This is a genomic window from Psychrobacter sp. 1176_08, from assembly GCF_052850615.1.
This window is the reverse complement of sequence record NZ_VXCU01000014.1, coordinates 1-26,266: the sequence shown is the minus strand read 5'-3', so window position 1 is coordinate 26,266 and position 26,266 is coordinate 1. Positions and strand designations below refer to the sequence as shown.

General features: G+C 42.9%; 23 protein-coding genes and 4 tRNA genes. 17 read left to right on the top strand and 10 right to left on the bottom strand.

What is annotated here, in order from left to right:
- Positions 1-309 (bottom strand): FAD-binding oxidoreductase (locus tag FW759_RS13715; protein WP_446443265.1); only part of this gene is annotated, 309 nt, incomplete at its 3' end.
- 377 nt (positions 310-686) lie between these two features.
- Between FW759_RS13715 and serA the strand changes: the two genes are divergently transcribed.
- Positions 687-1,913 carry a phosphoglycerate dehydrogenase gene (gene serA / locus FW759_RS13710; protein ID WP_446443264.1) on the top strand — a complete coding sequence of 409 codons (1,227 nt, stop codon included), beginning with the start codon at positions 687-689 and terminating at the stop codon, positions 1,911-1,913.
- Between the two features lie 391 nt (positions 1,914-2,304).
- Positions 2,305-2,736: a hydroxyisourate hydrolase gene (gene uraH, locus FW759_RS13705; RefSeq protein ID WP_095569063.1), complete on the top strand. Its 432-nt coding sequence runs from the start codon at positions 2,305-2,307 to the stop codon at positions 2,734-2,736.
- An 86-nt stretch (positions 2,737-2,822) separates the two neighbouring features.
- Here uraH and trhO read toward each other — a convergent pair whose 3' ends face one another.
- The 4 genes from trhO to metX all read right to left on the bottom strand — a co-directional run bounded on the left by trhO (position 2,823) and on the right by metX (position 7,117).
- Positions 2,823-3,896, bottom strand: coding sequence for an oxygen-dependent tRNA uridine(34) hydroxylase TrhO (gene trhO, locus FW759_RS13700; protein ID WP_446443263.1), 1,074 nt, complete (start codon positions 3,894-3,896; stop codon positions 2,823-2,825).
- A 248-nt stretch (positions 3,897-4,144) separates the two neighbouring features.
- Entirely contained in the window at positions 4,145-4,726 is a 582-nt protein-coding gene (locus FW759_RS13695) for a tetratricopeptide repeat protein (RefSeq protein WP_062843851.1), read from the bottom strand.
- Between the two features lie 403 nt (positions 4,727-5,129).
- The gene (metW, locus tag FW759_RS13690; RefSeq protein ID WP_131393470.1) at positions 5,130-5,747 is read right to left on the bottom strand and encodes a methionine biosynthesis protein MetW; all 618 of its coding nucleotides are present in this window, start codon (positions 5,745-5,747) and stop codon (positions 5,130-5,132) included.
- Positions 5,744-7,117 carry a homoserine O-acetyltransferase MetX gene (gene metX, locus FW759_RS13685; RefSeq protein WP_446443266.1) on the bottom strand — a complete coding sequence of 458 codons (1,374 nt, stop codon included), beginning with the start codon at positions 7,115-7,117 and terminating at the stop codon, positions 5,744-5,746. The genes metW and metX overlap by 4 nt, the downstream gene beginning before the upstream one ends.
- 599 nt (positions 7,118-7,716) lie before the next feature.
- Between metX and hemH the strand changes: the two genes are divergently transcribed.
- Together hemH and FW759_RS13675 are read left to right on the top strand one after the other, a co-directional pair.
- Positions 7,717-8,736: a ferrochelatase gene (hemH, locus tag FW759_RS13680; protein WP_353670964.1), complete on the top strand. Its 1,020-nt coding sequence runs from the start codon at positions 7,717-7,719 to the stop codon at positions 8,734-8,736.
- A gap of 184 nt (positions 8,737-8,920) precedes the next feature.
- Entirely contained in the window at positions 8,921-9,772 is an 852-nt protein-coding gene (locus tag FW759_RS13675; RefSeq protein WP_095569058.1) for a BPSS1780 family membrane protein, read from the top strand.
- A gap of 111 nt (positions 9,773-9,883) precedes the next feature.
- Here the strand turns inward: FW759_RS13675 and FW759_RS13670 are convergent, their stop codons facing one another.
- Entirely contained in the window at positions 9,884-10,231 is a 348-nt protein-coding gene (locus tag FW759_RS13670) for a hypothetical protein (RefSeq protein ID WP_446443262.1), read from the bottom strand.
- Between the two features lie 163 nt (positions 10,232-10,394).
- Between FW759_RS13670 and FW759_RS13665 the strand changes: the two genes are divergently transcribed.
- Both FW759_RS13665 and FW759_RS13660 read left to right on the top strand, forming a co-directional pair.
- Complete coding sequence (locus tag FW759_RS13665) at positions 10,395-10,625, top strand: hypothetical protein (protein WP_446443261.1); 231 nt, start codon at positions 10,395-10,397, stop codon at positions 10,623-10,625.
- A gap of 75 nt (positions 10,626-10,700) precedes the next feature.
- On the top strand, positions 10,701-11,681 hold the full coding sequence (locus FW759_RS13660; RefSeq protein ID WP_446443260.1) for a NosD domain-containing protein: 981 nt from the start codon (positions 10,701-10,703) through the stop codon (positions 11,679-11,681).
- Between the two features lie 69 nt (positions 11,682-11,750).
- Here FW759_RS13660 and FW759_RS13655 read toward each other — a convergent pair whose 3' ends face one another.
- From FW759_RS13655 to FW759_RS13640, 4 genes are all read right to left on the bottom strand, one after another.
- Positions 11,751-12,539 carry an SDR family NAD(P)-dependent oxidoreductase gene (locus FW759_RS13655; protein WP_446443259.1) on the bottom strand — a complete coding sequence of 263 codons (789 nt, stop codon included), beginning with the start codon at positions 12,537-12,539 and terminating at the stop codon, positions 11,751-11,753.
- A 181-nt stretch (positions 12,540-12,720) separates the two neighbouring features.
- Entirely contained in the window at positions 12,721-13,242 is a 522-nt protein-coding gene (locus tag FW759_RS13650) for a hypothetical protein (RefSeq protein ID WP_446443258.1), read from the bottom strand.
- Positions 13,243-13,463: 221 nt separating this feature from the next.
- Positions 13,464-16,442, bottom strand: coding sequence for a DNA polymerase I (gene polA / locus FW759_RS13645; RefSeq protein WP_446443257.1), 2,979 nt, complete (start codon positions 16,440-16,442; stop codon positions 13,464-13,466).
- 184 nt (positions 16,443-16,626) lie between these two features.
- On the bottom strand, positions 16,627-17,040 hold the full coding sequence (locus FW759_RS13640) for an organic hydroperoxide resistance protein (protein ID WP_446443256.1): 414 nt from the start codon (positions 17,038-17,040) through the stop codon (positions 16,627-16,629).
- 304 nt (positions 17,041-17,344) lie between these two features.
- On the opposite strand from FW759_RS13640, the gene FW759_RS13635 reads away from it, so the two are divergent.
- The 11 genes from FW759_RS13635 to FW759_RS13585 form a co-directional block, all read left to right on the top strand.
- A complete protein-coding gene (locus tag FW759_RS13635; RefSeq protein WP_446443255.1) occupies positions 17,345-18,271 on the top strand; it encodes a hypothetical protein in 927 nt (308 codons plus the stop codon).
- Between the two features lie 159 nt (positions 18,272-18,430).
- Positions 18,431-20,026: a peptide chain release factor 3 gene (locus FW759_RS13630; RefSeq protein WP_443568097.1), complete on the top strand. Its 1,596-nt coding sequence runs from the start codon at positions 18,431-18,433 to the stop codon at positions 20,024-20,026.
- Between the two features lie 279 nt (positions 20,027-20,305).
- The gene (locus FW759_RS13625; RefSeq protein WP_446443254.1) at positions 20,306-21,082 is read left to right on the top strand and encodes an RsiV family protein; all 777 of its coding nucleotides are present in this window, start codon (positions 20,306-20,308) and stop codon (positions 21,080-21,082) included.
- Between the two features lie 118 nt (positions 21,083-21,200).
- On the top strand, positions 21,201-22,364 hold the full coding sequence (locus FW759_RS13620; protein WP_446443253.1) for an FHA domain-containing protein: 1,164 nt from the start codon (positions 21,201-21,203) through the stop codon (positions 22,362-22,364).
- Positions 22,365-22,726: 362 nt separating this feature from the next.
- A complete protein-coding gene (gene trpE / locus FW759_RS13615) occupies positions 22,727-24,223 on the top strand; it encodes an anthranilate synthase component I (protein ID WP_446443252.1) in 1,497 nt (498 codons plus the stop codon).
- A 181-nt stretch (positions 24,224-24,404) separates the two neighbouring features.
- Positions 24,405-24,480, top strand: a tRNA-Thr gene (locus FW759_RS13610).
- 66 nt (positions 24,481-24,546) lie between these two features.
- Positions 24,547-24,630, top strand: a tRNA-Tyr gene (locus tag FW759_RS13605).
- Between the two features lie 81 nt (positions 24,631-24,711).
- A tRNA-Gly gene (locus FW759_RS13600) sits at positions 24,712-24,785 on the top strand.
- A gap of 106 nt (positions 24,786-24,891) precedes the next feature.
- Positions 24,892-24,966 (top strand) — tRNA-Thr (locus tag FW759_RS13595).
- Positions 24,967-25,176: 210 nt separating this feature from the next.
- Positions 25,177-25,494: a DUF6122 family protein gene (locus FW759_RS13590; RefSeq protein WP_446443251.1), complete on the top strand. Its 318-nt coding sequence runs from the start codon at positions 25,177-25,179 to the stop codon at positions 25,492-25,494.
- Between the two features lie 274 nt (positions 25,495-25,768).
- The coding region (locus FW759_RS13585) for a GTP-binding protein (protein ID WP_446443250.1) at positions 25,769-26,266 on the top strand (498 nt) is incomplete at its 3' end.

The following is a 26,266-nucleotide window of genomic DNA, read 5'->3' as shown; positions in this document are numbered from 1 at the left end:
GATTTCGCCGTTGGCAGCGACGGCACCAGCAGAGAGTCCAGTACGGCCACCACTTGGAGTTATGACGACGTTGTGTTCATTGGCAAGTAGCACGATGGTCTGTACTTGCTCAGTAGTTTTTGGAAAGACGATGGCGGCGGCATTGGGCGTGAAATGCTTGGTCCAGTCTTTGCCCCAGTGCTCTAGGCTCTCGCTATCGGTCTTTATTTGGCTGGGGTCGAATTGATGCGTATCGAGTAGGGTACTCAGTATCGTTTGGACAGCGATCGTATGGGTTTCAGATGTGCTTTGGCTAGATAAGGAAGTCATGGTCAAATCTCAGTATAAACGTAAGCGCTATGCATAAAGAAGATTATTATATCGCTAAATTGATATAACGAAACCCATATAACTATGTTTATATGGTTGTGGGTGTATAACTGGAAGTTGGTTATATTGATAATTATCGAGCGATTCGAGTGTTCTCACTCAGACGAGTGTAGGCAATCGTAAAAGATAAGCAAGTCCATTGCGAACCAAATGATTCACTATAGCATAAAAAGTTTTCAGGCTTAATCATCAATAATTGCTGTAATCTGCTAACATCAAGGTCGGATTTTGTGTAAGATATCTAGACTGTTTTCGTTTCACTCATCATGGATTATCCATCAGATAATTTTATAAGACAATTATAGGACAGTTCTCACATGGCGTTATCACTACAAAAAGATAAAATCCGGTTTCTATTGCTCGAAGGTCTACATGACAATGCGTTAAAAGTATTGGAAGGGGCAGGCTATCATAATATCGAGAACATCAGTCATGCTCTTGATAAAGATGAGCTCATCGAAAAAATTAAAGATGCCCACTTCATTGGTATTCGTTCGCGTACGCAATTGACACGCGAAGTACTTGAGCATGCGCATAAGCTGATCGGTATTGGGTGCTTTTGTATTGGTACCAACCAAGTAGATTTGGACGCGGCTCGCGATCTTGGTATTCCTGTCTTTAACGCACCATACTCAAACACTCGCTCAGTGGCAGAGCTGGTATTGGCCGAAGCCATCATGCTATACCGCGGTATTCCTGAAAAAAACGCGACCGTCCATCGTGGCGGCTGGGGCAAGTCTGCGGCTAACTCACATGAAGTCCGTGGTAAGACGATCGGTATCGTCGGCTATGGCTCTATCGGCTCGCAATTGTCTGTCCTAGCAGAAAGCTTCGGTATGAAAGTCATCTATCATGATGCTGTGACCAAATTGCCACTTGGTAATGCCGTTCAGGTTGGGAGCTTAGAAGAGCTACTATCAACAGCTGACATCGTGACATTGCATGTACCTGATTTGCCAAGCACACGTTATATGATGAAAGCAGAGCAGTTCGCGCAAATGAAAGAAGGCAGCTACTTTATCAATGCGGCTCGCGGTACCTGCGTTGAGATTGATGATCTTGCAGTAGCGCTTGAGTCTGGCAAAGTATTGGGCGCGGCGATTGATGTGTTCCCAAAAGAGCCAAAATCTGCTGACGAAGAGTTTGAGTCTCCATTACGTAAGTTTGACAATGTGATCTTGACGCCGCATATCGGTGGTTCAACGCAAGAAGCGCAGGCCAATATTGGGTTAGAAGTTGCTGATAAGTTTGTCAGATACTCTGATCAAGGGGATACGGCAACAGCTGTCAACTTCCCAGAAGTTTCTGTACCGTTCAAAGAAAATTCACATCGCCTGCTTCATATTCACAAAAACGTACCAGGTGTACTGTCACAGATTAACCGTCTGTTTGCAGAAGCAGGTATCAACATTTTAGCGCAGAGCCTCATGACAGAAGGCGATGTGGGTTACCTGGTGATGGATGTTGATTATAACGATTCGACAGCAGCGCTAGATCAATTAAAAGATGTAGAAGAAACGATCCGCGTACGTATTCTGTTCTAAGCAGTACTTATATTTTAATTTAATTAGCAGTAAAAAATAGCAGGCCATTTGATGAGTGCCTGCTATTTTTTTGTTTTAAAAAATTTTTAAATAGGCAGTTATAGTTCCAATGACACTTATTTCTGCGTCATAAGAACTTTCTAGCTTATTTATATGATGCTCACTACTTCTACTTTATATACGTTAAATTTTTATGAATCTTGTAAGACGATAGTTAAATAAATATACAAAATATCGTTAAATATATAAAGCAAAATACCTACCTATATATTCTTTGATTCATTATATTTATCATCTTAGTTCCGACTGGTTTTTGTAAAAGTCTAATACAAAAGCTGCTAACTAATCTAAAAATAATCTATTGAACAACATAGTGTTGAGAAGAGGCTTTATGAATAATAACTTACTAAAAGCGATTGCCTTTGGAGGAGTGTTAGCTACTACTGCGGTGGCAAGCCATGCTGCGGGTAATCAAGAAGACTACCAGCTATCCAGTCATATTTTGGATATCAGTACAGGTAAACCTGCGCCAAATGTCAATGTGAAGCTAATGATGCAAGATAAGGCAGGCGGTTGGAAATTACTGAATACTCAAAAAACGGACGCCAATGGACGTATTGGCAACTTTTTACCGAATCAAGATGGTGTTCAGCACGATGGTACTTATAAGCTTATCTTTGAGACAACTCCTTATTTTCGTAATCAAGGTCTGAAGTCTTTTTATCCTTATGTTGAAGTCAACTTCAACATTGAAGGCGACAACCATTATCATGTGCCAATCACTTTATCGCCATACGGCTACAGTACGTATCGTGGAAGCTAAATTGTATTGAGTAAAAATAAAGACAAAAAAAAACCTCAGCTAAATCATTAACTGAGGTGTTTTTTTTGGTTCAATTAGAAGCAAATTTATTCTGTTTTGGCTTTTTCGTCCGCTTCAGCTTGACGACGGGCTTCAATCTTGGCGGCTTTGCGTTTTTCTATGACATCCATGACATCGCTACCGATGTGAGCTTCGCCGCGTTTTTGTGCTAACTGCATTTGATGCTCACGCTCGCGGAATCGGGCTTTTTGCTCATCCGTTGCTTTATCGATGCAATGCGGGCATGACTCGCCTTTGATGTAGGCGGGGCTTTGCATATCATCAGCAGTAATGGGCATACGGCAGGCAAAACACTGCTCATAGCTGCCTTTTTCTAAGTTGTGATTGACCGACACACGGTTGTCAAACACAAAGCAATCGCCTTGCCACATCGATTCGCTGACTGGGATTTCTTCTAGATATTTTAAGATGCCACCTTCTAGATGATAGACTTCTTCAAATCCTTGCTCGCGCATATAGGCAGTGGATTTTTCACAGCGGATGCCGCCTGTACAGAACATCGCAACCTTTTTGTGTTTGGCTGGGTCCATCTCTTTGGCGACATATTCTGGAAACTCACGAAAGGTTTCCGTGTTTGGGTTGACCGCGTTTTGAAACGTCCCAATTTTCACTTCATAATCGTTTCGTGTATCAATCAGTATAACGTCTGGGTCTGAGATCAGCGCATTCCACTCGCTAGGTTTCACATAACGGCCAACAGACTGGAGCGGATCAATATTCTCTACGCCCATGGTTACGATTTCTTTTTTGAGTTTTACTTTGGTGCGGTAGAATGGTTGAGCATTGGTATAAGACTCTTTAAAGGTAAAGCTGCCAATGGCTTCGATACTGCGCAGATAGTCAAGGACGTTATCAATGCCTTGACGTGTACCAGAAATCGTACCATTAATGCCCTCGCTTGCGATTAACAAAGTGCCTTTAACGTCATTATCGAGCATAGTATTCAAAATTGGCTCACGGTATTGCTCAAAGTCGGCAAAGCGTGTGAACTTATAAAGGGCAGCAACCACGATATTATTGGTGACGCTATCGTAGGCGGGAGCCGATTTGTCGTTGGGTACAGTGGTTTCTTGGATACTACTATTTTGAGTGGTGCTCATGTGTCTCTCCTGCTGGCTGGGTCGCAAACCCAGTGCAATACGTTAAGTCTTTCGAGGTGATAAAAACACTGGCGCAATTGTGGAATTGACCAATGCGCGCGTAGTGTAGCAAATTTTGGTAGGGTTTTGAATGGGTTATATAGAAATGTTTTATAAATAGTGACTAAAATAAGGGCTAACCAAACACAAAAAAGCCCAGTAAATTACTGAGCTTTTTTATATTCATTGCGTCAGACTAAAGTTAGAGGTTACTTACTCTGGAACCACGTATCTGCTTTGCTACGAGCGCTTGCGATATCAGCGCTTGATAAGTTCAATGCCAACTGGCCGATTTTGCCACGGGCTTTGTTACGAACTTTTTCATCTAGCATGCCATCACGGGCAGCCAAGTCGTACCATTTATAGGCATCAACCAAATTCTTTTGCTTTTCATCTAACAAGGCAAGGGTGTAGCTGGCACGGTTGTCACCGCGCATTGCTGCTTTTTCTAACCAAATGCGAGCTTGTTGTAGGTTTGGTTGTACCCCTTCACCGCGCAAGTACATGATGGCAAGGTTCAACTGAGCAGGAGCGACACCTTGATTTGCCGCTTTGGTGTACCACTGGATGGCTTGTTGAGTGTTTTGGGCAATGCCTTGGCCTTTTTGTAGGCGTTTGGCCAAATAAAATTGAGCGTGATCATTACCTTGAGCAGCGCTGGCAGACAGCTCACTGACAGGCATTAGCTCAAAACGTGAGGTATCAAGTGGCACGTTTGATATTAACTCAGCGTTTGCAATACCCGCACAAGAAAACAACGCGGTAAACAACGCAGCTTTTAATAATTTCATAGCAGCTCCAATATTAGGCAGTTAATAAGCAAAAGAAAAAGTTGTACCGCTGAACCGAATTAAGCGGCAGTAACAATTAGGTGAAATCTTGCAGTATCAACTTACCTAATCATTAGCAATATAATTTATCATGGTAGTGTTGCAATCGACCAACATTGGACCCATAAATGGTCGCCGTGGCGGTACTGCTGACACTATTTCGCTAGCTTAACACCCAAACTTACGAAACTCAAATACTAATTACACGATTCAATTCCTATCTATACCTGTTTGACCTTAATAAAATCATAGAGTTACTTGGTTGTAATAATAAAACCAAACTTTATTAAGGTTAAGAATTGTACCTGCAGAATTTCTTGTCGCTTATTGTTTTCAATCATATTTTATTGACTGGCTGCTATTGTTATTCTGGTTTTTGTTTGGTAACGCGATAGATAGCGACATCAGCTAATAAATTGGGCGCTCGTCGTATCAAGGTTTTCATCAAGGGAGTATGTCCTTTTTCAGAATCACTGACCGCAAAGCGGTTGATGATATGAATATCGTGCTTGGCGCACAATTGCTCAAAATCTTTAAAGGTGCATAAATGAATGTTTGGTGTGTTATACCATTCGTAAGGCAGCGCTTCTGAGACAGGCATCAGACCTTTTAGTCCCAAATGCAGACGGTTTTGCCAATGGGCGAAATTCGGAAAGGTAATAACGGCTTCACGAGCAACGCGTAGCATATCGAGTAACAAGACATCAGGTGCTTTTACTGCCTGTAGTGCCCGTGCCATAACAACTGTGTCAAAGCTATTGTCAGCGAAACGCGCTAGACCGTCGTTGAGATCTTGTTCAATAATAGACAGGCCTTTTGCGATACCATCATTGATTTTTTCTTCATCAATCTCAAGTCCGTAGCCCGTCACCCCGCGATGTTGTTGCAAATGTGCGAGCAGCTCCCCATTACCACAGCCCAAATCTAGCACATGTGACTGCGGCGCAATCCAGCGCTCAGCCAGTTGATGATCCATTCTCATGAGCGTGCTCCTGTTGGTTGCTGGCGATTGTTTTTTGGCTGGCGGTCTGCAATAAATGGCGCCGTTAAAAACCCTTTGACAGCGCCCATATAACGCGGGATATCGAATAAAAATGAGTCATGACCGTGCGGCGCGTCGACGTTGATGTAGTTGACAGGTTTTCCTGTTGCCATTAAGGCATCAACAATCTCTTGCGAGCGCTCTGGGGCAAAACGCCAGTCAGTGGTAAAGGACACCACCAAGTATTGGCATTGTGTGTGGGCAAATGCCGCTTTAAGCGCTGTCAGCTCTTGCTGACGGTTGTGCTCATTATTACTGATAACGGCTAAATCGTCCTCTAGCTCAATTTGAGTGGCTGTTTTGGACGCTTCGACTGATGCACCAATTGAGTCTTCAAGTTCTGTTACAGGCTCTGTCGTTTCTGTAGACGGTGCTGAAGGACAATCAGATGTCAAATAGCCACGTGTTGGGTCAAAATAGTCTAGCGCTTTGGTCATCAGTAAATATGTGTTGGCATCGAAGTTTTCGCTAAAACGCTCACCTTGATAGCGCAAATAACTCTCAACTTGGAACTCAACATCATAGCCATACATAAATTTGCCAGATTTCAGATCACGCCCGAATTTGGCTTTCATGGCATCATCAGTAAGATAGGTAATATGACCCACCATGCGTGCTAGGATCAGACCGCGACGAGGGTAAGTACCTGCCTGCAAGTAGCGTCCATCTTTAAAGTCAGGGTCAGAGAGAATGGACTGACGCGCCACTTCATTAAAGGCGATGTTTTGTGCTGATAGCTTGGGCGTACTGGCAATGACCACGCAGCGCTTGAGTCTGTCTGGATAATCCACTGACCACTGCAATGCTTGCATTCCGCCCATAGAGCCACCGACAACGGCGTGCCATACGTCAATCCCAAGGCGGTCTGATAGCATAGCTTGGGTTTTTACCCAGTCTTTGATAGTGACCAAAGGAAAGTCAGGGCCGTATACTTGAGGCTCGCTATGTTTGTTTGTAGGGTCATCTGAATGAACGCTGTCTGGATTGGTAGTGGTTGGGCCAGTAGAACCAAAACAGCTGCCAATATTGTTGACACAGACCACATAGAATTGATTGGTATCAATGGCCTTATTAGGGCCAATCATATTGTCCCACCAACCCGCTTTTTTATCATCGCTACTATGAAAACCCGCTGCATGATGACTGCCTGATAAAGCATGGCAAATAAGCACGGCATTTGATTTGTCGCTATTGAGCGTACCATAGGTTTCGACGATCAGATCGAATGAGGGCAATGTACGATTACACTCTAACGTTAACGGCTCAGCAAAATGAAAAATCTGGGGCGTGACGATACCTACAGAGCCCATAGAATCAACCGCATCAGTTGAATGGGCTGTCTCTTTAGGAAGAAGGTCACTGATACTATCAGGGCGTGCGTTCAAAGCTACCTCACAAGACAACAATCATCAATAAAATAAAAATGGCAAGATGTCGACAGATTGTTTGACCGACATTGTTATTACCTATAGTCAGTTCTAAATAAATCGATACGTTAATAGCGACGTACGACTGGGATGAATTTTTTGTAGCCTCTGTATTAACAGCACACAAGAAAAATTTATACCAGTCGTACTCTATCGTTTTTAAAATGAATCGACTATACACTATATTTTGGCTCATAGCTTTCATTACCACAGGCCTGCCTATTGTATGGTGATGCGCATATGAGTACAACCTTCATGCAGCTTTTCGAGCTGAGTTTTTATAGTGGCAGAAGAATGCAAGTGAGGAGTGCATAACCAAGCACTGAGTATCAAATTGTGTCAGCACACTTTTACCCTGCGTTATTAATAGATAAAATGCTACACTTACACGGCGTTGGTTTAACACTGACTTAATAATCTGTTATCGACTTACTTTGCCTGTCATCTCATATTTTTTAATTAACCAATAAAATAGTGCTGCTATGAAACCTGAACTGCCTCCACGTATTGCTGTCCTATTAGTTAACCTTGGTACACCAGATGAGCCGACCGCGCCTGCGGTACGTCGTTATCTGAAACAGTTTTTGTCAGACCCTCGTGTGATTGAGATCCCAAAGTTCTTATGGGCTATTATTCTGAACCTATTTGTATTGCCAAGTCGTCCTAAACGTGTGGCAAAGGCTTATGCCAGTATTTGGGAAGGAGATTCACCGATTCGTAAGATTCTAAAGAGTCAAGTTGAGCAGTTAGAGCCACGCTTGGCCAATAGCGTTGCGCCATTTCGTGTTTCGGTACATCCTGCCATGAGTTATGGCAATCCAGGTTTACCGGATGTGATGGATACGCTGCGTAGCGAAGGCGTTGATCATTTTGTCGTCTTGCCTTTATTTCCGCAGTACTCCGCGTCGTCAGGCGGTGCGGTATATGATGCGCTGACCAAATGGACGCTTAAACAGCGCAATCTGCCCAATTATACGATTGTGAAAGATTATTTTGCCCATCCGCTATATATTCAAGCATTAGCAGACTCGATACGTCGGTTTCAAGCGAAACATGGCAAGCCTGAAAAGCTGATGTTTAGCTTTCATGGTATTCCGCAGCCTTATGCTGATAAAGGCGATCCGTATCCTAGTCGTTGTAAATGTACGGCAGCGCAAGTGGCGCAGGCACTAGGTTTGCAAGCAGATGAATGGATTATCAGCTTTCAGTCACGCTTTGGCAAACAAGAATGGGTTAAGCCTTATACAGACGTAGTGTTAGAGGACTGGGGCAAGTCTGGCGTGCGCTCAGTACAAGTAATTAGTCCTGCGTTTTCAGCCGATTGTTTAGAGACACTAGAAGAGCTTGCGATCGAAAACCGTGATAACTTTTTGGAGGCAGGCGGGCAGGAGTATCATTATATTCCAGCGTTGAACTTGGATGAAGCGCATATTGATTTGCTCGAAGCGTTAAGTGCGCCATTGGTTAAAGGTTGGGCAGGCACCTTGGATGGTTGGGCATAAATAAATCAGTTGATAGCCAGCCTGACACAAAGATAATGAGTAAACATACCGAGCCTGTCTGAGGTTCGGTATTTTTTTTGTTAAGATAATTTTTAGCTGAATAGATATAGTGAAATAAAGTTGAGATTGTTATCAGCAATGTGCAAAACTATGGCAATATTTATGGTTATTTTTGAGGGTTAATATGTCTATCTCTAGTGGTACACCCAATACGGTCTCACTACAAAAAAATAATGCACTGCCACCAGAGTTACCGCCAGTAGATGAGTATGGCAAGTTATTGCCGCAATTATTAGCTGAGCCTAGATCTGGTAGCGCTGGCTGGGGTATCAGTTGGATCACCAACGCTTTTGCCCTATTTAAAGAGCAGTTTTTGTTATGGATAGGAATGGTGGTAGTGTATTTGATCATCATGGCGGTCACGAGCGCGATTCCTGTTATCAATCTTATTTTTTCTATTATCTCTTTTGTGTTTATTGGCGGAATAATAAAAGGCTGCGCTGCGCAAGTAAGTGGTAAAGAGCTGAGATTCAATCATCTTTTTTCAGCATTTGGTACACATTCAGGGCCGCTGATTATTTTATTCTTACTGTACGTTGTTGCCCTTATTATTGCTATTGTACCCGCAGGGATTATATTTGTGGCTTTAGCTCATGTGCTGAGTAGTTCGGACAGTATCAATAGCGTGCTATCGGTCGACCAAATCAGTAATGGCACTATCATAGCGTTGTTACTTGCCTCCTTGGTCGCCATACTAATCTTTATACCTTTATCTATGGCAGTTTGGTTTGCACCTGCCTTAATCGTATTGCACGATATACGTCCTATCGAGTCAATGAAAATGAGCCTCAAGGGATGTTTAAAAAATATCGGACCTTTATTTGTATTTTTCCTAGTAGGGCCGATTATTGCTTTGTTGGTGTTTACCTTTACATTGGGAATCGGCATGTTAGTGTTAGTACCAATTGGTATGATTACCTATTATACAAGCTACCGTGACGTTTGGACCGATCAGCCTCTATCTGCGACGACTTGATTTCTCCGTTTTCTCATCACATTGACATATTGCTATATACTAAAAAAGCCTGCTTTATTTTATAAAGCAGGCTTTTTTAGTATATAAGCGCGTCAAACATTTTATTTATTTTTAAAAGTCATCATCATTACTACGCTCTGCTGCTTCTCTGTCTGCAATATCCATCGTATCAGGATAATGACTGTCATCAAGATTGTCTTGTACGAGCAGTTCATCAACACGTGATTCATCGAGGTTCTGGCGATGCATAGGCGTCAAACCTTGCGTGGCATCCGTGCCCACTTCTGAGTTATCAAACCCAGCACTGTTATCAATCACATCATCGTTGTCAATAGTGTGTAGCATTGGATTGTCTAAGTCGACCAGTTGATTGTCCTGATCGTCAGAGTCATTACTGCTAGTCGTGTTACTGTCAATATGATCCATCTCTTCTGATAATGGGGTTTTTGAATTTTCCATGGAAGCTTCCTTATTATTATTAATTAAAAATAGGTATTGATTAGAAATAGATGATTTTGTTTATCAAGGGTAGTTTGACGGGTTATGATGATGGCTAATAGTGGTAAGGTGTCACAGCGTGTTCAAAAAATGTAAGACGGCCAAACAATCAAAAAGGTCCTATATGGTAGCTACTCGTCATTTCTTCCTCCCTTTATCTCTGATAACTGCCACTGTTGTTATGACGGCATGCGAGCGTTTGCCCTCTATCTATACTGGTTCTGATTATGATGCTGATATAAAACCGCCTCTTATTATCGATGCTCATTTACCAACTGCCACGACGACGATAGATTGTGTAGCGTTAGTTCCTAATCAGACAGTGATCGTAAAAGGCCATAGTGTCATCAGCTAAGGCTGCGACCTGACAGAAAAATCGATACGGTTTGAGCTCAATACCTCGGACAGCTCCCTTGATTGTCAAGGCGCGGTGCTCAGTCCTACTGCCAATGATGCATCAAAGGCGAGTGCCATTACCATTAAGCCTAAGACCGATAGTGCTATCAATAATATTGCTGTGGCCAATTGTCATATAGATGGCTATGGTCACGCCCTCCATATTCGTCAATATAGCAATCCTAACCAGCGTTATGCGCGCGGTTTGATTGCGCCTGCTGCTAATCGAGCGCTTGCGCCAAGTGATATTCGAGTCAGTAATGTTACTAGCCGCAACAGTATCAATAGCGGCATATTCGTGGGTGATCATGTACATGGCGTTACTTTTGATAAAGTGCATATCCAAAACGCAGGGACGGTAGGGTTATATTTGGAGTTTGGTAGCCGCGATAATGTGATTAAAAACTCAGTCTTTGTAGGCAATGGCTTTCGAAATTTTAAGCCCAATCGTGAGGCAATAGCGGTTGATTCCTCTAGTGACAACCTGATTGAGCATAATCGCTTTATCCATAATGGCGCAGGTAGTGTGCTTTTATATCGTAATTGCTTTGAGCATGCCAATGACCCTGCGCGCAGTAATCATTTTAAGCGTACCGAGTCGAGTCGTGACAATATGATCCGTCATAACGTTTTTCAAGAAGAGCCGGTTGGGGTTTGGATAGCCTCAAGACAATCCCGCAACCTAAAGGGCTTTGAATGCGGGGCGTATTTGATTAAACAAACCCCATTTGCCAGCTATCACTTAGATAGTGCCAAAGACAATCAGGTGATTGATAATCGTTTTGAGCAAGTAGAACAGGGTATTATTATCGAAGATGACAACACACTTGTGAGCGGCAATCAATTTGCAGCAACCGTAGATTTGCCTATCAGCATTGGCTCTGAGATACGTGAAGAGAGTCGGGCAGGCGCGATAAAAGGGACGATGATGAAAGACAATGTGTTTGTCGATAAGACAACGGAGCAAGCAATAAAGATTCGAGAAGCAAGCAAAACGGCCACTCTTATTAAGTAGCCGTTTTGAGAGTTATTAATTGTTGAGACTTGTTGATTGTGATGAAAGGGCGAGACGCGCACAGACCGTTTATTTGGCGCCAATCTTAGTATTGACCCAGCGTATCAATGGATTAGGGGTGATTTGCGCCAGTGTTTGAAAGGCTTTGGCTGGCATGCCAACAGTGTAATGCACGCTTTTTAACTTGCGATTGGGACGTGTGGTAAGTTTACATAAGGTTTTTGCTACGTCATTAACAGTCAAATTGATACCTAAGCGCTCTACGCTGGTTACGTTAATATCGGCGGTCATGTCTGATTTGACCCAAAGTGGCATCACATCAATCACCTTAATACTTTGCTTTGCATACTCGATATTTAGGCCTTCAGTGAGACCACGTACAAAAAACTTACTGGCAGCATAGTTTGCCACTTCGGGTTGACCATAGATTGCAGATGCAGAAGAAACATTGATGATTTTGCCATCATTACTATCAGCCAGATACGGCGCAAGTTTGTGACAGCCAATCAGCACGCCCTTACAGTTTACGTCAATCAGAGACAGTTGTTCATCCAGATCGGTTGTGGGCAGTGCGCCACTGACCAACACGCCTGTGTTATTGATTAAAACATCAATGCCACCAAATCGCTCAAGCATCTGATTGATGGCATTATCCCATGAGTTAGGCTGAGTCACGTCAAGTTGACCTGTGATGACCTGATGTTTTTTGACTGACTTTTTAAAGGATTTGTCTTTAATGGCCTGCTCAAGGGTCGCAGTATTGGTGGCAAACAACCCAACATTATGCCCTTTTTTTGCTAACTGCTTGGCAGTCGCAAGACCAATACCACGTGATGCACCTGTAATCAATATATTCATAATAAGAGACTCAGTTATTATTTATTATCAACAAATCGAGAGCAGGCATTCAATGCCTTATCACTCGGACTGATATTTAGTATAACAAATCCATCTGTCTCTATTTTATGCAGGCATGTTGGTTTTATTAAAAATCCTGTTTATGACTGACATAAGATAAAAGTGTGATTAAAGCTCGTATTTATCGCGTAGACGTTTGATAGTGTAGCTCGCTTGCCTCCTTTTGTTGATTTGCATAGTCACTTATGTTCAAACGCCATAGATATATGAGGGCAACAGCATAGATGATAGTCTCCGAAATCTCTTCGACGAAAACACCAAAATCTTTAGGGAATAATATGGCATTTTCACCCATATATTGCACGACTGCCAGTACGGCGACACTGCCATATAGAGATAAAGGGGCTTTTTTTAATAAAGCCCAAAGGTAGCGCCACGAGTGGATCAACAAGCCTACCACTACTAAATAGATGACTGTGAGAACCATATCTTCCCACCAGTCATAAGAGCGGCTGAGCAAGGTAAAGTTATTTGGAACAAATAAATCTGGTAAATAGTTTAGCTCTCGGCGTATCGCAGTAACAAATATCAGCACGCCTGCCAGCCAAAAAGTTTGCGCCCGTCTGATGTGGCTCTGCAAAAAATAGTGTAGGCAACGTAGTAAGCAGATAACTAAAATGATGTTACCAGGAATTTCGATCATGCTTTCAGGGCTTGTGATAATAAACTCCCAATACTTAAAAAATAAAAAGTGAGCACAAAGGCTCACTGTAAGTTAAAACTCATTCAACTACGTCCGGCTTGGTCAATGGTCATTATAACGTCAACGTTGATCACATGCTGTTGGTTAATATAACTAACGAGTCATAAGGCATTGTTAATATAGACAATACAACCTATGTCCAAGCCAATTTAAGTCAGTGATTAATGCGCCTCATCCCAGTTTTGACCACTGTCGGTTTCAACCAGTAATGGCACAGCAAAGTTGATATTCCAGCCTTTGTCTACCGCTGTTGTGGTCAATACATCTTGCATGGCATGGGTAATCAGCTGACTGATGGCACCCACCTTATCGGCATCAACTTCAAACACCAATTCATCATGTACCTGAAGCAACATTTTGGCCTGATCTTTTGGTAATACTTTATCGACCGCAATCATGGCAAGTTTGATTAAATCAGCCGCGGAGCCTTGTAGTGGCGCGTTAATCGCCGCACGTTCAGCGCCTTGCTTGACCATACGGTTGCTATGATTGATATCTGGCGTATAGAGCTTACGGCCCAATATGGTCTCGACATAGCCTTTCTCATAAGCACTGGCACGCGTGTTGATCATGTAGTTTTTGACGCCAGGATAACGCTCAAAATACATGTCGATGTAATCTTGCGCTTCACCGCGGCTCATTTGCAACTGCTTGGCAAGACCAAAAGCGCTCATACCATACAGTAGGCCGAAGTTAATGGCTTTGGCATTACGGCGCTCCGTTGGTGTGACATCCGCGACATCCTTGCCAAGCACCTCAGCAGCAGTCGCCGCGTGAATGTCCAGCCCTTCATTAAACGCATGGGTAAGGTTGTTATCGCCTGAAAAATGCGCCATCAAACGCAATTCAATTTGTGAGTAATCCGCGGCCAAGATGACGCGACCTTTTGGTGCAATAAACGCTTGGCGAATCAGGCGACCGGTCGCCGTACGAATCGGAATGTTTTGTAAATTGGGCTCTGTAGAAGACAAACGGCCCGTACTGGTCAAGGCTTGATGATAACTGGTATGGACACGATCGGTCTCGCTATCTGCAACATTATCAAGTGCATCGGTATACGTGCTCTTTAGCTTAGAGAGACCACGATACTCAAGAACGATTTCGACCAATGGATGGTCAATCTTGGATAACACGGCTTCACCCGTCGAGTATTGACCAGACTTGGTTTTTTTACCACCAGCAACACCCAGCTTTTCAAACAATACTTCACCAAGCTGCTTAGGGGAGCCGAGGTTAAATTCTTCTCCAGCCACTTCATAAGCGCGTTTTTCTAATGCGATGATTTCTTCGTCAAAGCGTTTTGATAGCTCGTTTAAGAATGGTCGTTTGATAAGAATGCCGTGCGCTTCCATTTGGCAAAGTATCTGGGCTGTTGGAATTTCTAGCTCGTGGAGCAATTTGGCGTTATTGCTGTCATTTGCCATCTCTAAACTGAATACATTAAACAACTGATAAGTAATGTCCGCATCTTCACAGGCATAATCACTGGCGATATCAATAGCGACCTGATCGAAGGTGACTTGTTTGGCGCCTTTGCCCGCAACGTCTTCATAGCTGATGGTTTGGGTTTGTAGATAATGGCGTGCCAAGTCGTCCATACCGTGACGAGTGACCGCCGCATTGATCACATAGCTGGCAAGCATGGTATCCATTGCCCAGTTGTTAGGGTGCTCATGGAGCGCGCCAACAAGGTCAATACCGTAGTGCTGAAGAATATGAGCATCGTACTTTAGATGCTGACCAATTTTGCCAATGTTTGGGTTTTCTAAAATAGGCTTTAAGCGCGTCAATACCATGTCGCGATCAAGCTGTTTGGCTGTTAGCTCATCGCCCTCTAAGCTGTGGGTAAGCGGTATATAGTAGGCTTCATGAGCTTTTACGGCAAACGATAGACCGACGATTTGCGCCTCGCGCCAATGCACGCTGGTGGTCTCTGTATCAATGACAAAATGCGGCACGGATGCTAATAATTCAACTAGACTGTCAAAAGCTGGCTCATCTAAAACCGTGTGCCATGCTTTGTCGCGGCTTTTACTGTCTTTGGTATCCGTGATTTTTGACGACTGTAAGTACTTTGCTACCTGTGCTTGTGATTCAGCCTCGGCTTGGCTGTCAGCGACACTTTGTGAGCCATTGGCTGGATGATTTGGATGATCGAGCGAGGCCAGCTCATTTCTAAACTCAAGCTCACTATATAGATCGCGTAGTTCGTCTATGTGCGCACAAGGGTCAGTATTGATTTTTAAATCATTCCAATCTTGGCCAATCTCCAAGTCTGTGACGATGGTGGCAAGTTTGGCATTGAATGGAATCTCATCGGCATGATCAATTAAGCCCTTTGCACCGCGACCTTTGATAAAACCAATGTGTTTTAGCATGTTGTCAATGGTGCCATACTCAACGAGCAGGTCTTTGGCCGTTTTTTTACCGATACCCGGCACGCCTTTGATACCATCAGAGGTATCGCCCATTAAGGTCAAAAAGTCGATCATCTGATTTGGATTAATGCCGAACTTATCAATCACTGCTTGGGTGTCTGTTATCTTACCTGTAAAGCTGTCTTCCAATATCACGCAGTCATTGACCAGCTGCATCATATCTTTATCACCGGTTGAGATAACCACATGATGACCTTGTTCAACCGCACGATGAGCCAGTGTACCAATGATATCGTCGGCTTCTGCGCCTTCAATACGCAATAGCGGAATACCTAAGGCGGTGACCAAGCGGTGAATATAAGGAATCTGCTCGACCAGCTCAATATCGATCGGTGGACGTCCTGCTTTATAGTCGGCAGACATATGATGGCGAAAGGTAGGAGACTTGGTATCAAAACAGACGGCCATATGGGTCGGATGATAACGACGCATCAGCTTCAATAGCGCATTGAGCGTACCACGGATGGCATTGGTTATAAGCCCTTGTGAGTTTTGCATGGTCTTAGGCAAGGCATGATATGTGCGAAACAGATAGTAAGAGCAATCCACCAAGATAAACGGCGGCTGGTTTTTGTCGACGTGATTGGTGCTCATCGTCGCGACGTTGGGCATGGTAGCAAAGTTTGGTAAGGTTTCAGGGTTGATGGCTTGGTGGGAATTATGATCACTGTCTGTGGTGATGTCGGTTGTATTATCGGTCATAAAAGTCACTTATCAGCTATTGGATAAAATATACCCTTATTATAACGATAAAATCAGCGCGTGCCGAACTGCTGAAAAGTTAAGAGATGTTCTTATGGGTAAACTTCCAATGCCATACCCAACATAAAAAAAGAACCCAGACAAGCTGAGTTCTTTTTTTATCAGTAATCAAGCTTCTGACATATTATTTTACTTCTGACGTGACTTCTACATCGATATTGCCACGAGTTGCTTTTGAATATGGGCAAACTTGATGCGCTTTTTCGACCAATTGTTGGAACTCATCTGCTGACAATTCTGTGTTCTCACCAACCACATGAATCTTGGCAGCTAGTTTATAGTCATGACCTTCGCCTTGAAGCAAATCTACTTCTATTGAAGTGGTTGAATCAAACTTGGCTTTTTCCATTTGTTTAACAGCACCTAATGCACTATCGAAACAAGCGCTGTAGCCCATCGCAAAAAGCTGCTCTGGATTATTGCCTGATTTTCCAGAGCCTGGTGGTACCATATTGATAGTAAGATCGTTGTCACTCAGATTGACTGAACCGGCACGGCCGCCAGTAACGGTTGCTTTAGTAGAGTATAACGTTTTCATAATTCATCCTTTATTTTAGGTTTTTGTGGTTAAGTGATACTTATTAGTATAAGATTTTTGATATAGCGTTTTTAGACATCGGACTTAGCATAACAAACCACTAAGTTATTTGTATAAAGCAGTCGTAAATATATACCCTGTCTTTGTAAGTGAAATGTTAAGTAAAAAGATTATAAGGTGACGCATCGACAAAGTTTTAGGTATAAACTGAGCCTGTATCAATATAAACTAATAATACAGAGACTTATACTAAAATCATTAGAGCGGATAATAAGAGCTCTATCAAGCACAAGGACATTAGTTGATGAACAAATTGATTGTTGTACCGAGTATTTTTTCTTTGGCCGCTGTGATACTTGTCGGCTGCGGAGAAGACGATGGTACTTATAATTCTGACGGTAGTAGCAACCAGATCACACTGACTAAATTTGCCAATAGCTATGACAGTCAAGCCAATGCCAGTGCAATTGCTCGTATCGATGAGATGTACCGCAGCGGCGAACATGAAATAAAGACAAAAAATATCGTCAATAATTATATCAATCAAAGTTTGAATACTTTAGACAAAACCGTGCTGGCTGACAACTTTGAAGGGCAGCTTGAAAATAAAAATATCGAAGTCGATAATCGCACGGTCAAACGGCCCATTTATGAGAAAAACAGTAATAATAAAGTCACTTATGAAACGACCTATAAAACGTTAAATTTATCCGGTCTACAAGCCACCAGCTATAGCGCTGGCACGAACAGAGAAAACAGTCGAGGAATTTTGACGGACTTAAACAATTATCCTCGTATTCCAGCTAATGTCGCATTCCCAGCCGGTTCAGTGTGTTATATCCCAGTGGTCAAGAGTGATCTCTCGTTTTTAGTCTTTAACGAAAAAAACAAGACTGGATACGCATCGATTGATAAATGGATTGAGGGCGCTGAGGACCGCTTCAATGACAACAGAGATTATAGAACCTCTCAATTTGGTGTTGGCGTCGGTAACAAGCACAAAGCGGCGCAAGTGACGTTCTTTGAATATCAAAATCAGCCTTCTTACCAGTACAATGGCGTCGAATATACTGACGGTAGTAATAGCAGTAAGGGTACTTATGAGGCAGATTATATTTCCAAGGGTACGACAGAACCCAATACCAACAGTCTGCGCGGTTTGGTAGATTGTACAATCGTCAATGAAGTCGCAGGGGACTTCTTAGCGACACAAATTCAGCGTTATTATTGATCCCAAAAAGCCAATAACACTCTCTATTTAAAAATTAGAGGGTGTTTTTTTTGTGCGCTAATTCTGCACCCTGACGCTAAATCCGCTACAATACGTCCATTATTTATCCTATTTATTTAGATTGTCTTCTAACTGACATCACTATTGAAGCCGAACACTATGAGCGTAGATCCAAAAAAGTTAAGTAAAGAAGTTGCCAAACGCCGTACCTTTGCCATCATCTCGCATCCCGATGCGGGTAAAACCACCATGACCGAAAAGCTATTGCTATGGGGACAGGCCATTCAGGTTGTGGGTGAAGTCAAAGGCCGCAAGACGGATCGTCATGCGACCTCAGATTGGATGAGTATGGAGCAAGAGCGTGGTATCTCAATCACCACATCCGTCATGCAGTTCCCTTATCAAGATCATATCGTCAACTTACTAGATACCCCAGGTCACGCCGACTTTAGTGAAGATACTTATCGTACCTTGACCGCCGTAGACAGCGCGCTGATGATGGTCGATGGGGCAAAAGGTGTTGAGGAACGTACCATCAAATTGATGGAAGTCTGCCGTATGCGCGACACGCCCATTATCTCATTTGTGAACAAGCTCGATCGTCAGATTCGTGAGCCGCTTGAGCTACTGAGTGAGATTGAAGCGGTACTAAAAATTAAATGTATTCCAGTGACTTGGCCTATCGGTATGGGACAAGATTTTGTGGGTGTGTATCATTTAACCGAAAATAAGACGTACTTTTATCAAAAAGGTAACGGCGGTAAGATGACCGTCGCTGAGACCCGTGAAGGTTATGATTATCCTGACGTCCGTGAGCGTTTGGGTAGCCTGATGTTTGATGCCTTTGAAGAATCGCTTGAGCTGGTACAGATGGCATTAGAAGAGTTCAGTGTTGAGGCGTTTTTGGCGGGCGAGATGACACCTGTCTTGTTTGGCACAGCACTGGGTAACTTTGGGGTCAATATGGTGCTTGATACGCTAGTCAAGTACGCACCGCCGCCCAAAGCCCATCCTACCAACGAGCGTGAAGTAAGTGCTACAGAGACAGATTTTAGTGGTTTTGTCTTTAAGATTCAGGCCAACATGGACCCGCGTCACCGCGACCGTATCGCTTTCTTACGTGTTTGCTCAGGTAAGTACGAAAAAGGTATGAAACTCAAGCACGTGCGCTTAGGCAAAGACGTGCGCATTGCCGACGCCTTGACTTTCCTTGCAGGTGACCGCGAAGCACTAGAAGAAGCATATCCGGGTGATATTATTGGCCTACATAATCATGGCACCATCTCTATCGGTGACAGCTTCACCGAAGGCGAAGAGCTAAACTTTACTGGTATTCCGCATTTTGCGCCTGAACTGTTTCGCCGTGTGGTACTCAAAGACCCACTCAAATCAAAAGCATTGCAAAAAGGTTTACAGCAGTTAAGCGAAGAAGGTGCCACGCAGGTATTTATGCCGCAGATTAATAATGACTTAGTCTTAGGTGCGGTTGGGGTGCTACAGTTTGAGGTGGTTGCGCATCGTCTCAAAGAAGAGTACAAAGTGCAATGTGTGTTCGAACCAGTATCGATTGCAACTGTACGCTGGATTCATTGTGATGACGAAGTTGCGCTGGCGAAATTTAAGAAAAAAGCCCATGACCAATTATCAATAGATGGTGGCGGTTATCTCACCTACCTTGCGCCATCACGTGTTAATTTACAATTGATGCAAGATCGCTATCCAGAAGTGACGTTTAGCAGTACTCGTGAGCATTAAAATCAGTGATTTGATCGCATGATTTATCTATTAAGACACGCTAGCCGTGTCTTTTTTGTTGTCTACGATTTGTAGAGAGATACGATAACGGGCGTGTAAATAAATAGCAACGTTCCAAAAACTCCAACAGTGTTCCTACAATACATCGCAATTGTTACGCTAAAATATTCAGTAACAACTTAGATTCCTAAATGAGGATATATGGACACTACGAATCAATTGAATACTCATTCATCCGTATTACCTACATGCTTATCGATGAAACTAAGCACTGTATGTATGACGAAAACGTTAGCCGCTGGCTTGATTGTGGGCGCCATGAGTGTGTCTGCAAATGCGACAAATGTCATCAGCAGTACCACGTATCTTGAGTATCAACTGCCTGAAAAAATACAAGAGATGTGTACTGAGCGTGAGAACTGCCCAAAAATTGAAGTCAAGTATCTCAAAACCAATCATCCTTGGATCAACGATATCACTAATGCTCGCATCAATAACTTGGTGGTAAATAGTAAGCCGACCGAATCAGCGCCTATCAAAACAAAAAGTAGTCCAACAGAAGTACAAGCGGCTATCAATGATTTTGCAAACTCACAATTTTTAGATATGCCAGAAGACAGACAATGGGCGTATGAGCTGATAGTAACGCCCAACTATTTGGGTCATGTGGGTGATGCTGAGCTGTTTGAAATAGAATCGTACTCGTATACTGGCGGCGCTCATGGCATGTCTTATAGCGAATACTTAATATTTGATCCCAGCACCAAAAAACAAATCAAGCTGGATGATATGCTGGTCACCGGAAAAAAATCCCGCTTCAAAACCCTTGCTTATAATGCTTATAAAACGTGGGTAAAAACGTTTGATAATGATGTGAGCAGTTATGAGAAAAACTGGCCATTTACATTAAGTGATAATGTGACTTTGACGGATAAAGGTATCGATATCCTGTATCAACCTTATGCCATTGGCCCTTACGCCTCTGGTATGCCTACACTAAGTATTCCGTATAGCCAGCTTAATGGTGTGATAAAACCTCGCTTTATTCCTAAATAGCGTGCACAGTCAATTTATAGAAGATGACTGATATTGAAATAATTGTAAAATCTTTAGAAAATTGGTAGTAATTATTCAGAATATTTTGGAATTCAACAGAAAAACAAGGAGTGATGACATGACGAACCCTATACATGATGAGCTTGATACAAGCAAAACAAACACGTGGGCGCTAAATGCTTTAACAGAAGCGCTTGGGGATTTGACGGTGACAGTGAGTGAAAGCTTATCTGTTGGTCGTGGTAGCGACAATGATGTCGTGCTCGGTAGTAAGCAAGTATCGCGCAATCATGCCGTGCTAAGCGTTTTGGATGGTCAGTTATATGTGAAAGATTTAGACTCATCAAACGGTACGTTTATCAATAATGAGCGTATTGAAGGGAATATGTCGAGCCTTTTACAAGCAAATGACACAATCGGTTTTGCCAGTTTTAATTTTAAGGTAAATACCTCTGTTGCTGATGCAGAAATGAACTCACAAACTGAGTCATTAACGCCAGTGATGGCAGATGACGCAGCGACTATTACTGATACTAAAGAACCAGTAGTAGCTGCTGAGCCAATTGTCGAAGAACCTATCGTTCAAGAACCAGTTGTTGAAGAGCCAGTTGTTGAAGAGCCAGTAGTTGAAGAGCCAGTAGTTGAGGCGCCAATCATTGACGAACCAATTACTGAAAACCCAGTAGTTCAAGAGTCAATTGCCGAAGAACCTGTTGTTAAAGAGCCAGTCATTGAAGCGCCAGTCGCTCAGGAGCCCGTCGTGAAAAAAACACATATCGAAGAGATGTTGCCTGTTAAAGATGAGGTGGTGCCAACACTGAGCAATAGTGATGCAACCATATCAGATGCGTCATCGACAGCCGCGACACACGAGTCTGCCAACACTTTAGAAACGTCGCCAACCCCAACGACTGAGCATGAACCGTTAGTGGAGGCCGAGCAGCCAGCTGTACATAAAGAACAAGCTATCCATGAAGAGCCGATCGTACAGCCTGAGCATGATAAGACGACTAAAACGGAGCTACAAGAAGAGGCGGATCCTGAAGTGTTACGTGCCAAGCAAGCAGCTACAGCGCAGTTTTCAGGTACAGCCAATTTGGGTCAAGGACATGATCTTGGTACCACGGGTAATAACGCAATGGATCAAGCAGTCGATAATCCCGCGACCACAGAACAAGTGGAGAAAAAACCAAGCGGCGGCTGGTTTATATGGGTATTTATCGCCTTGATTATCATTGGGGTGGCCCTATGGCTGTTTAACATGGGTGGCGCTGGTGCCTAGGGATAGCCCTTTGCTTGTACGTTATACGATTCTTAGTAAGAGTAAGGGAAGTTAAAACATACAAGCAATCACTCAATCGGTAACTGATCAGTCGGTTTAAACAGCGATAATGCCAGTGGGCTTCGTTATACTTGCGCAGCCGCAGATTAGATAAGAATCAGCGACACAGCTATTTATGGCATAGGTATTAATAATCCAGTCGTAACAAAGCCATTATTATCAGTTACTGTGAGTTTTTATAACGATCCATTTTTTATAGCGTCAGCATTCAGTAGAGTGCTGACGCTATATTTTGTTTGTCATTTTACTATTATGTTTATTGTTCTTATCTTTTGCCAATATGTTGTTAAGAGAGCGTTACTATGATGACCTTTAAAGAATATCAAGCGTTTAAAGACCGTGGCTTTAGCCATGCACCACTGGTAAAAAAACGTTTGATGGATGCACAAACGCCAGTGTCTGTGTTTTCTAAAGTGCGCGACTTGAATGGTTCTGCATATTTATTTGAATCTGTCGTCGGTGGTGAGCGCTGGGCACGATACTCAATGATTGGTCTAGGTAGTGAGCTGATTTTGCAATACGCAGATGGCAATATGACCATCAAAAAAAATGACCATATCGATGTAGAGTCGGTAGATGATCCTTTCGATTATATCCGAAAGCTCATGGCAGAGTATAAAATGCCAACCGCAGACGACATCCCGACCTTACCGAGTTTTAGTGGGGGTTTGGTTGGTTACTTTGGCTATGACATGGTACGTGTCATCGAGCCATCCGTGGGTCTGTCTGATGCCCCAAACCCCATGTCGATGCCAGACATGTGGCTGATGCTGTCAATGAGTGTGATTGTTTTTGATACTCTAGAAAACACCTTGTCTATCATTGTCTACGCTGACTGTCATACGGAAGATGGATATGGCACTGCCATTCGTGAGCTCGAAAAAATTGAAGATAAATTGGCAGAAATGCCAAATTTGAGCGCACCAATCATGCCGACACCTGTGTTTACATCGCATACAGGGGAAGAGAAGTATTGTAGCGATGTCAATAAAATAAAGGACTACATCTCAGCAGGTGACGTGATGCAAGTCGTTCCAGCGCAGCGTCTCACTGCTGATTATCTGGGTGACTCATTGGCAGTATATCGTGCTCTGCGGTTTTTAAACCCCTCTCCTTATCTGTTTTTGGTACATGGTTATACGCTTGACGATCATAAGCGCTTTGACATCATTGGTGCATCACCTGAGGTACTATCGCGTATCGAAAATGGCAAAGTGACTGTCAGACCGTTGGCGGGTACGCGCAAACGGGGTAAAGATGATGCAGAAGATTTGGCACTTGAGCAAGAGCTGCTGACTGACGAGAAAGAAATCGCTGAGCACTTAATGCTCATTGATTTGGGTCGTAATGACATTGGCCGTGTCTGCGAGTATGGCAGCGTCAAAGTGACTGAGAAAATGTTTATTGAGCGTTATTCACAAGTGATGCACATTGCATCCAATGTCGAGGGCACCATATCGCCGGATAAAGACGCACTGGACGTATTCTGTGCCACTTTTCCTGCAGGGACGCTATCGGGCGCACCCAAAATTCGCGCCATGCAAATTATCGATGAGCTAGAGCCAGTGCGTCGAACAGTGTTTGGCGGGTCAGTAGGGTATCTTGGTTGGCATGGCAACATGGACACGGCTATAGCGATTCGTACCGCAGTAATGCGCCGTGGTGAGATTCATATTCAAGCAGGCGCGGGGGTCGTCGCTGATTCAGTGCCAGAAGCAGAGTGGGAGGAAACCAATAAAAAAGCGTTGGCCTTGATAAAAGCCGTAGAAATGGCCTGTAATGGTTTACGTATTCGTTAACGATGCCATATAAAAAACGGTGTAAAGCCATCAGTAGAATAAAGATGCGAATTTTTATTTTTGAAAAAATTATTATAATCAATAACTTGAAAATTATTATGAAAATAATGATAAAAAATATGAAAAAGTTCTTGCGTCTTTCAAAATATTTGATAGAATAGCCACCACTTTAAGAGAACAAGCCGACTTAGCTCAGTTGGTAGAGCAACTGACTTGTAATCAGTAGGTCGCCAGTTCGATCCCGGCAGTCGGCACCATCTCTCTTAAAGTAGCTTTTTATGAATTTGCCTTAATTGAAGTCATCTTTGTTCAAAGCAACCTAAGGTGGGGTTGGGGAGCGGTCAAACCCAACAGACTGTAAATCTGTCGCGAAAGCTTCGAAGGTTCGAATCCTTCCCCCACCACCATATTTTAAAGTTTGTCATAGCGCCAAGCATGCTCTATATACTAGAGACTCTTGATTAGAGTCTATTTGAACAAGAGCAATTGCGGGTGTGGTATAATGGTAACACCTTAGCCTTCCAAGCTAATGACGCGGGTTCGATTCCCGCCACCCGCTCCATATATACACCATCGCAAAAGTTATAAATAATTCATCACGACAGCCAGTTCTTTAGTACTGTGTCGTGATATTTTTTTTAGTGCAACTTGTTGGTTGACTAAAATTTGCTCATATAGCTCAGCGGTAGAGCACTCCCTTGGTAAGGGAGAGGTCTCGAGTTCAATTCTCGATATGAGCTCCATTTATTGTTTACATCTTTTGTGCTCGCCATGCTATTGATATAGCCTTGCATCGACGTTGAAATTATAAAATATTGAAATATATAAAGTTAGTGCGATAGGTAATGATTCAAAGGTGACACTGAGGTGTTGCCTTTTAGTGCTGTCAGCATATTAACAACTTATTGATCTGAATGATTTGATATCGATAAGGTGGGAACAAATAAACAAGCATGCAGACGTTTATACATTATTTTTTGCATTTTAGTTTTCCGCTTTTTATCGCAGTTATATTCTTTAAAAAAGAGTGGAAAAAGGCATACTTGATTTTGCTCGCGACAATGTTAGTGGATATAGACCACTTAGTGGCGAACCCAATTTTTCAAGCCAATAGATGCAGCATTAATTTTCATCCGTTACATACTTATTATGCGATGCTTGTCTATGTTGTTTTGCTCTTTTTCCGTAAGCCTTTCAACATTATTGGAATTGGATTGCTTTTCCATATGTTGACGGATTTTACAGATTGTTTGATGATGTCAGCCAGCTAATATAGCTGTTCTGCATATCAAGATAGAATAACGATGATTGGTGTTACAAACAATTTAGATCTTTGTCTATAATACAGCAAAATTGTTTTCGATTATGAGATGTATGACTATTCAAGAGAAGTCAGCGTATAATAACCGATACAAAAGATTGGTTCGAAGCATTGTTTTAGCAGTGGTTCGTGCGGTTGATAGCTAGGTTTATGATGATTTGATTCTATTATGAGCCACTAAACAGCTTTTTATTGAACATTCACTAAAAAAAGAGGAATTACCCATGGCAAAGGCCAAGTTTGAACGTAACAAGCCACACGTCAACGTCGGTACCATCGGACACGTTGACCATGGTAAAACAACCCTAACTGCTGCTATCGCAACAGTAGCTGCAAAAACCTCTGGTGGCGAAGCCAAAGACTACGCGTCTATTGACTCTGCACCTGAAGAAAAAGCACGTGGTATCACTATCAACACCTCACACGTAGAGTATGACACTGAAGCACGTCACTATGCTCACGTTGATTGCCCAGGTCACGCCGATTATGTTAAAAACATGATCACCGGTGCAGCCCAGATGGACGGCGCAATCTTAGTAGTATCAGCAACTGACGGCCCAATGCCACAAACACGTGAGCACATCTTGCTATCACGTCAGGTTGGCGTACCATACATCATCGTATTCATGAACAAATGTGACATGGTAGATGACGAAGAACTACTAGAACTAGTAGAAATGGAAGTTCGTGAATTATTGAACGACTATGACTTCCCAGGTGAT

Bases quoted from the DNA above. Each gene is read 5' to 3' on its own strand.
- serA (WP_446443264.1), top strand. From the start codon at position 687: ATGGCGTTATCACTACAAAAAGATAAAATCCGGTTTCTATTGCTCGAA.
- uraH (WP_095569063.1), top strand. From the start codon at position 2,305: ATGAATAATAACTTACTAAAAGCGATTGCCTTTGGAGGAGTGTTAGCT.
- trhO (WP_446443263.1), bottom strand. From the start codon at position 3,896: ATGAGCACCACTCAAAATAGTAGTATCCAAGAAACCACTGTACCCAAC.
- FW759_RS13695 (WP_062843851.1), bottom strand. From the start codon at position 4,726: ATGAAATTATTAAAAGCTGCGTTGTTTACCGCGTTGTTTTCTTGTGCG.
- metW (WP_131393470.1), bottom strand. From the start codon at position 5,747: ATGAGAATGGATCATCAACTGGCTGAGCGCTGGATTGCGCCGCAGTCA.
- metX (WP_446443266.1), bottom strand. From the start codon at position 7,117: ATGGGCTCTGTAGGTATCGTCACGCCCCAGATTTTTCATTTTGCTGAG.
- hemH (WP_353670964.1), top strand. From the start codon at position 7,717: ATGAAACCTGAACTGCCTCCACGTATTGCTGTCCTATTAGTTAACCTT.
- FW759_RS13675 (WP_095569058.1), top strand. From the start codon at position 8,921: ATGTCTATCTCTAGTGGTACACCCAATACGGTCTCACTACAAAAAAAT.
- FW759_RS13670 (WP_446443262.1), bottom strand. From the start codon at position 10,231: ATGGAAAATTCAAAAACCCCATTATCAGAAGAGATGGATCATATTGAC.
- FW759_RS13665 (WP_446443261.1), top strand. From the start codon at position 10,395: ATGGTAGCTACTCGTCATTTCTTCCTCCCTTTATCTCTGATAACTGCC.
- FW759_RS13655 (WP_446443259.1), bottom strand. From the start codon at position 12,539: ATGAATATATTGATTACAGGTGCATCACGTGGTATTGGTCTTGCGACT.
- FW759_RS13650 (WP_446443258.1), bottom strand. From the start codon at position 13,242: ATGATCGAAATTCCTGGTAACATCATTTTAGTTATCTGCTTACTACGT.
- polA (WP_446443257.1), bottom strand. From the start codon at position 16,442: ATGACCGATAATACAACCGACATCACCACAGACAGTGATCATAATTCC.
- FW759_RS13640 (WP_446443256.1), bottom strand. From the start codon at position 17,040: ATGAAAACGTTATACTCTACTAAAGCAACCGTTACTGGCGGCCGTGCC.
- FW759_RS13635 (WP_446443255.1), top strand. From the start codon at position 17,345: ATGAACAAATTGATTGTTGTACCGAGTATTTTTTCTTTGGCCGCTGTG.
- FW759_RS13630 (WP_443568097.1), top strand. From the start codon at position 18,431: ATGAGCGTAGATCCAAAAAAGTTAAGTAAAGAAGTTGCCAAACGCCGT.
- FW759_RS13625 (WP_446443254.1), top strand. From the start codon at position 20,306: ATGACGAAAACGTTAGCCGCTGGCTTGATTGTGGGCGCCATGAGTGTG.
- FW759_RS13620 (WP_446443253.1), top strand. From the start codon at position 21,201: ATGACGAACCCTATACATGATGAGCTTGATACAAGCAAAACAAACACG.
- trpE (WP_446443252.1), top strand. From the start codon at position 22,727: ATGATGACCTTTAAAGAATATCAAGCGTTTAAAGACCGTGGCTTTAGC.
- FW759_RS13590 (WP_446443251.1), top strand. From the start codon at position 25,177: ATGCAGACGTTTATACATTATTTTTTGCATTTTAGTTTTCCGCTTTTT.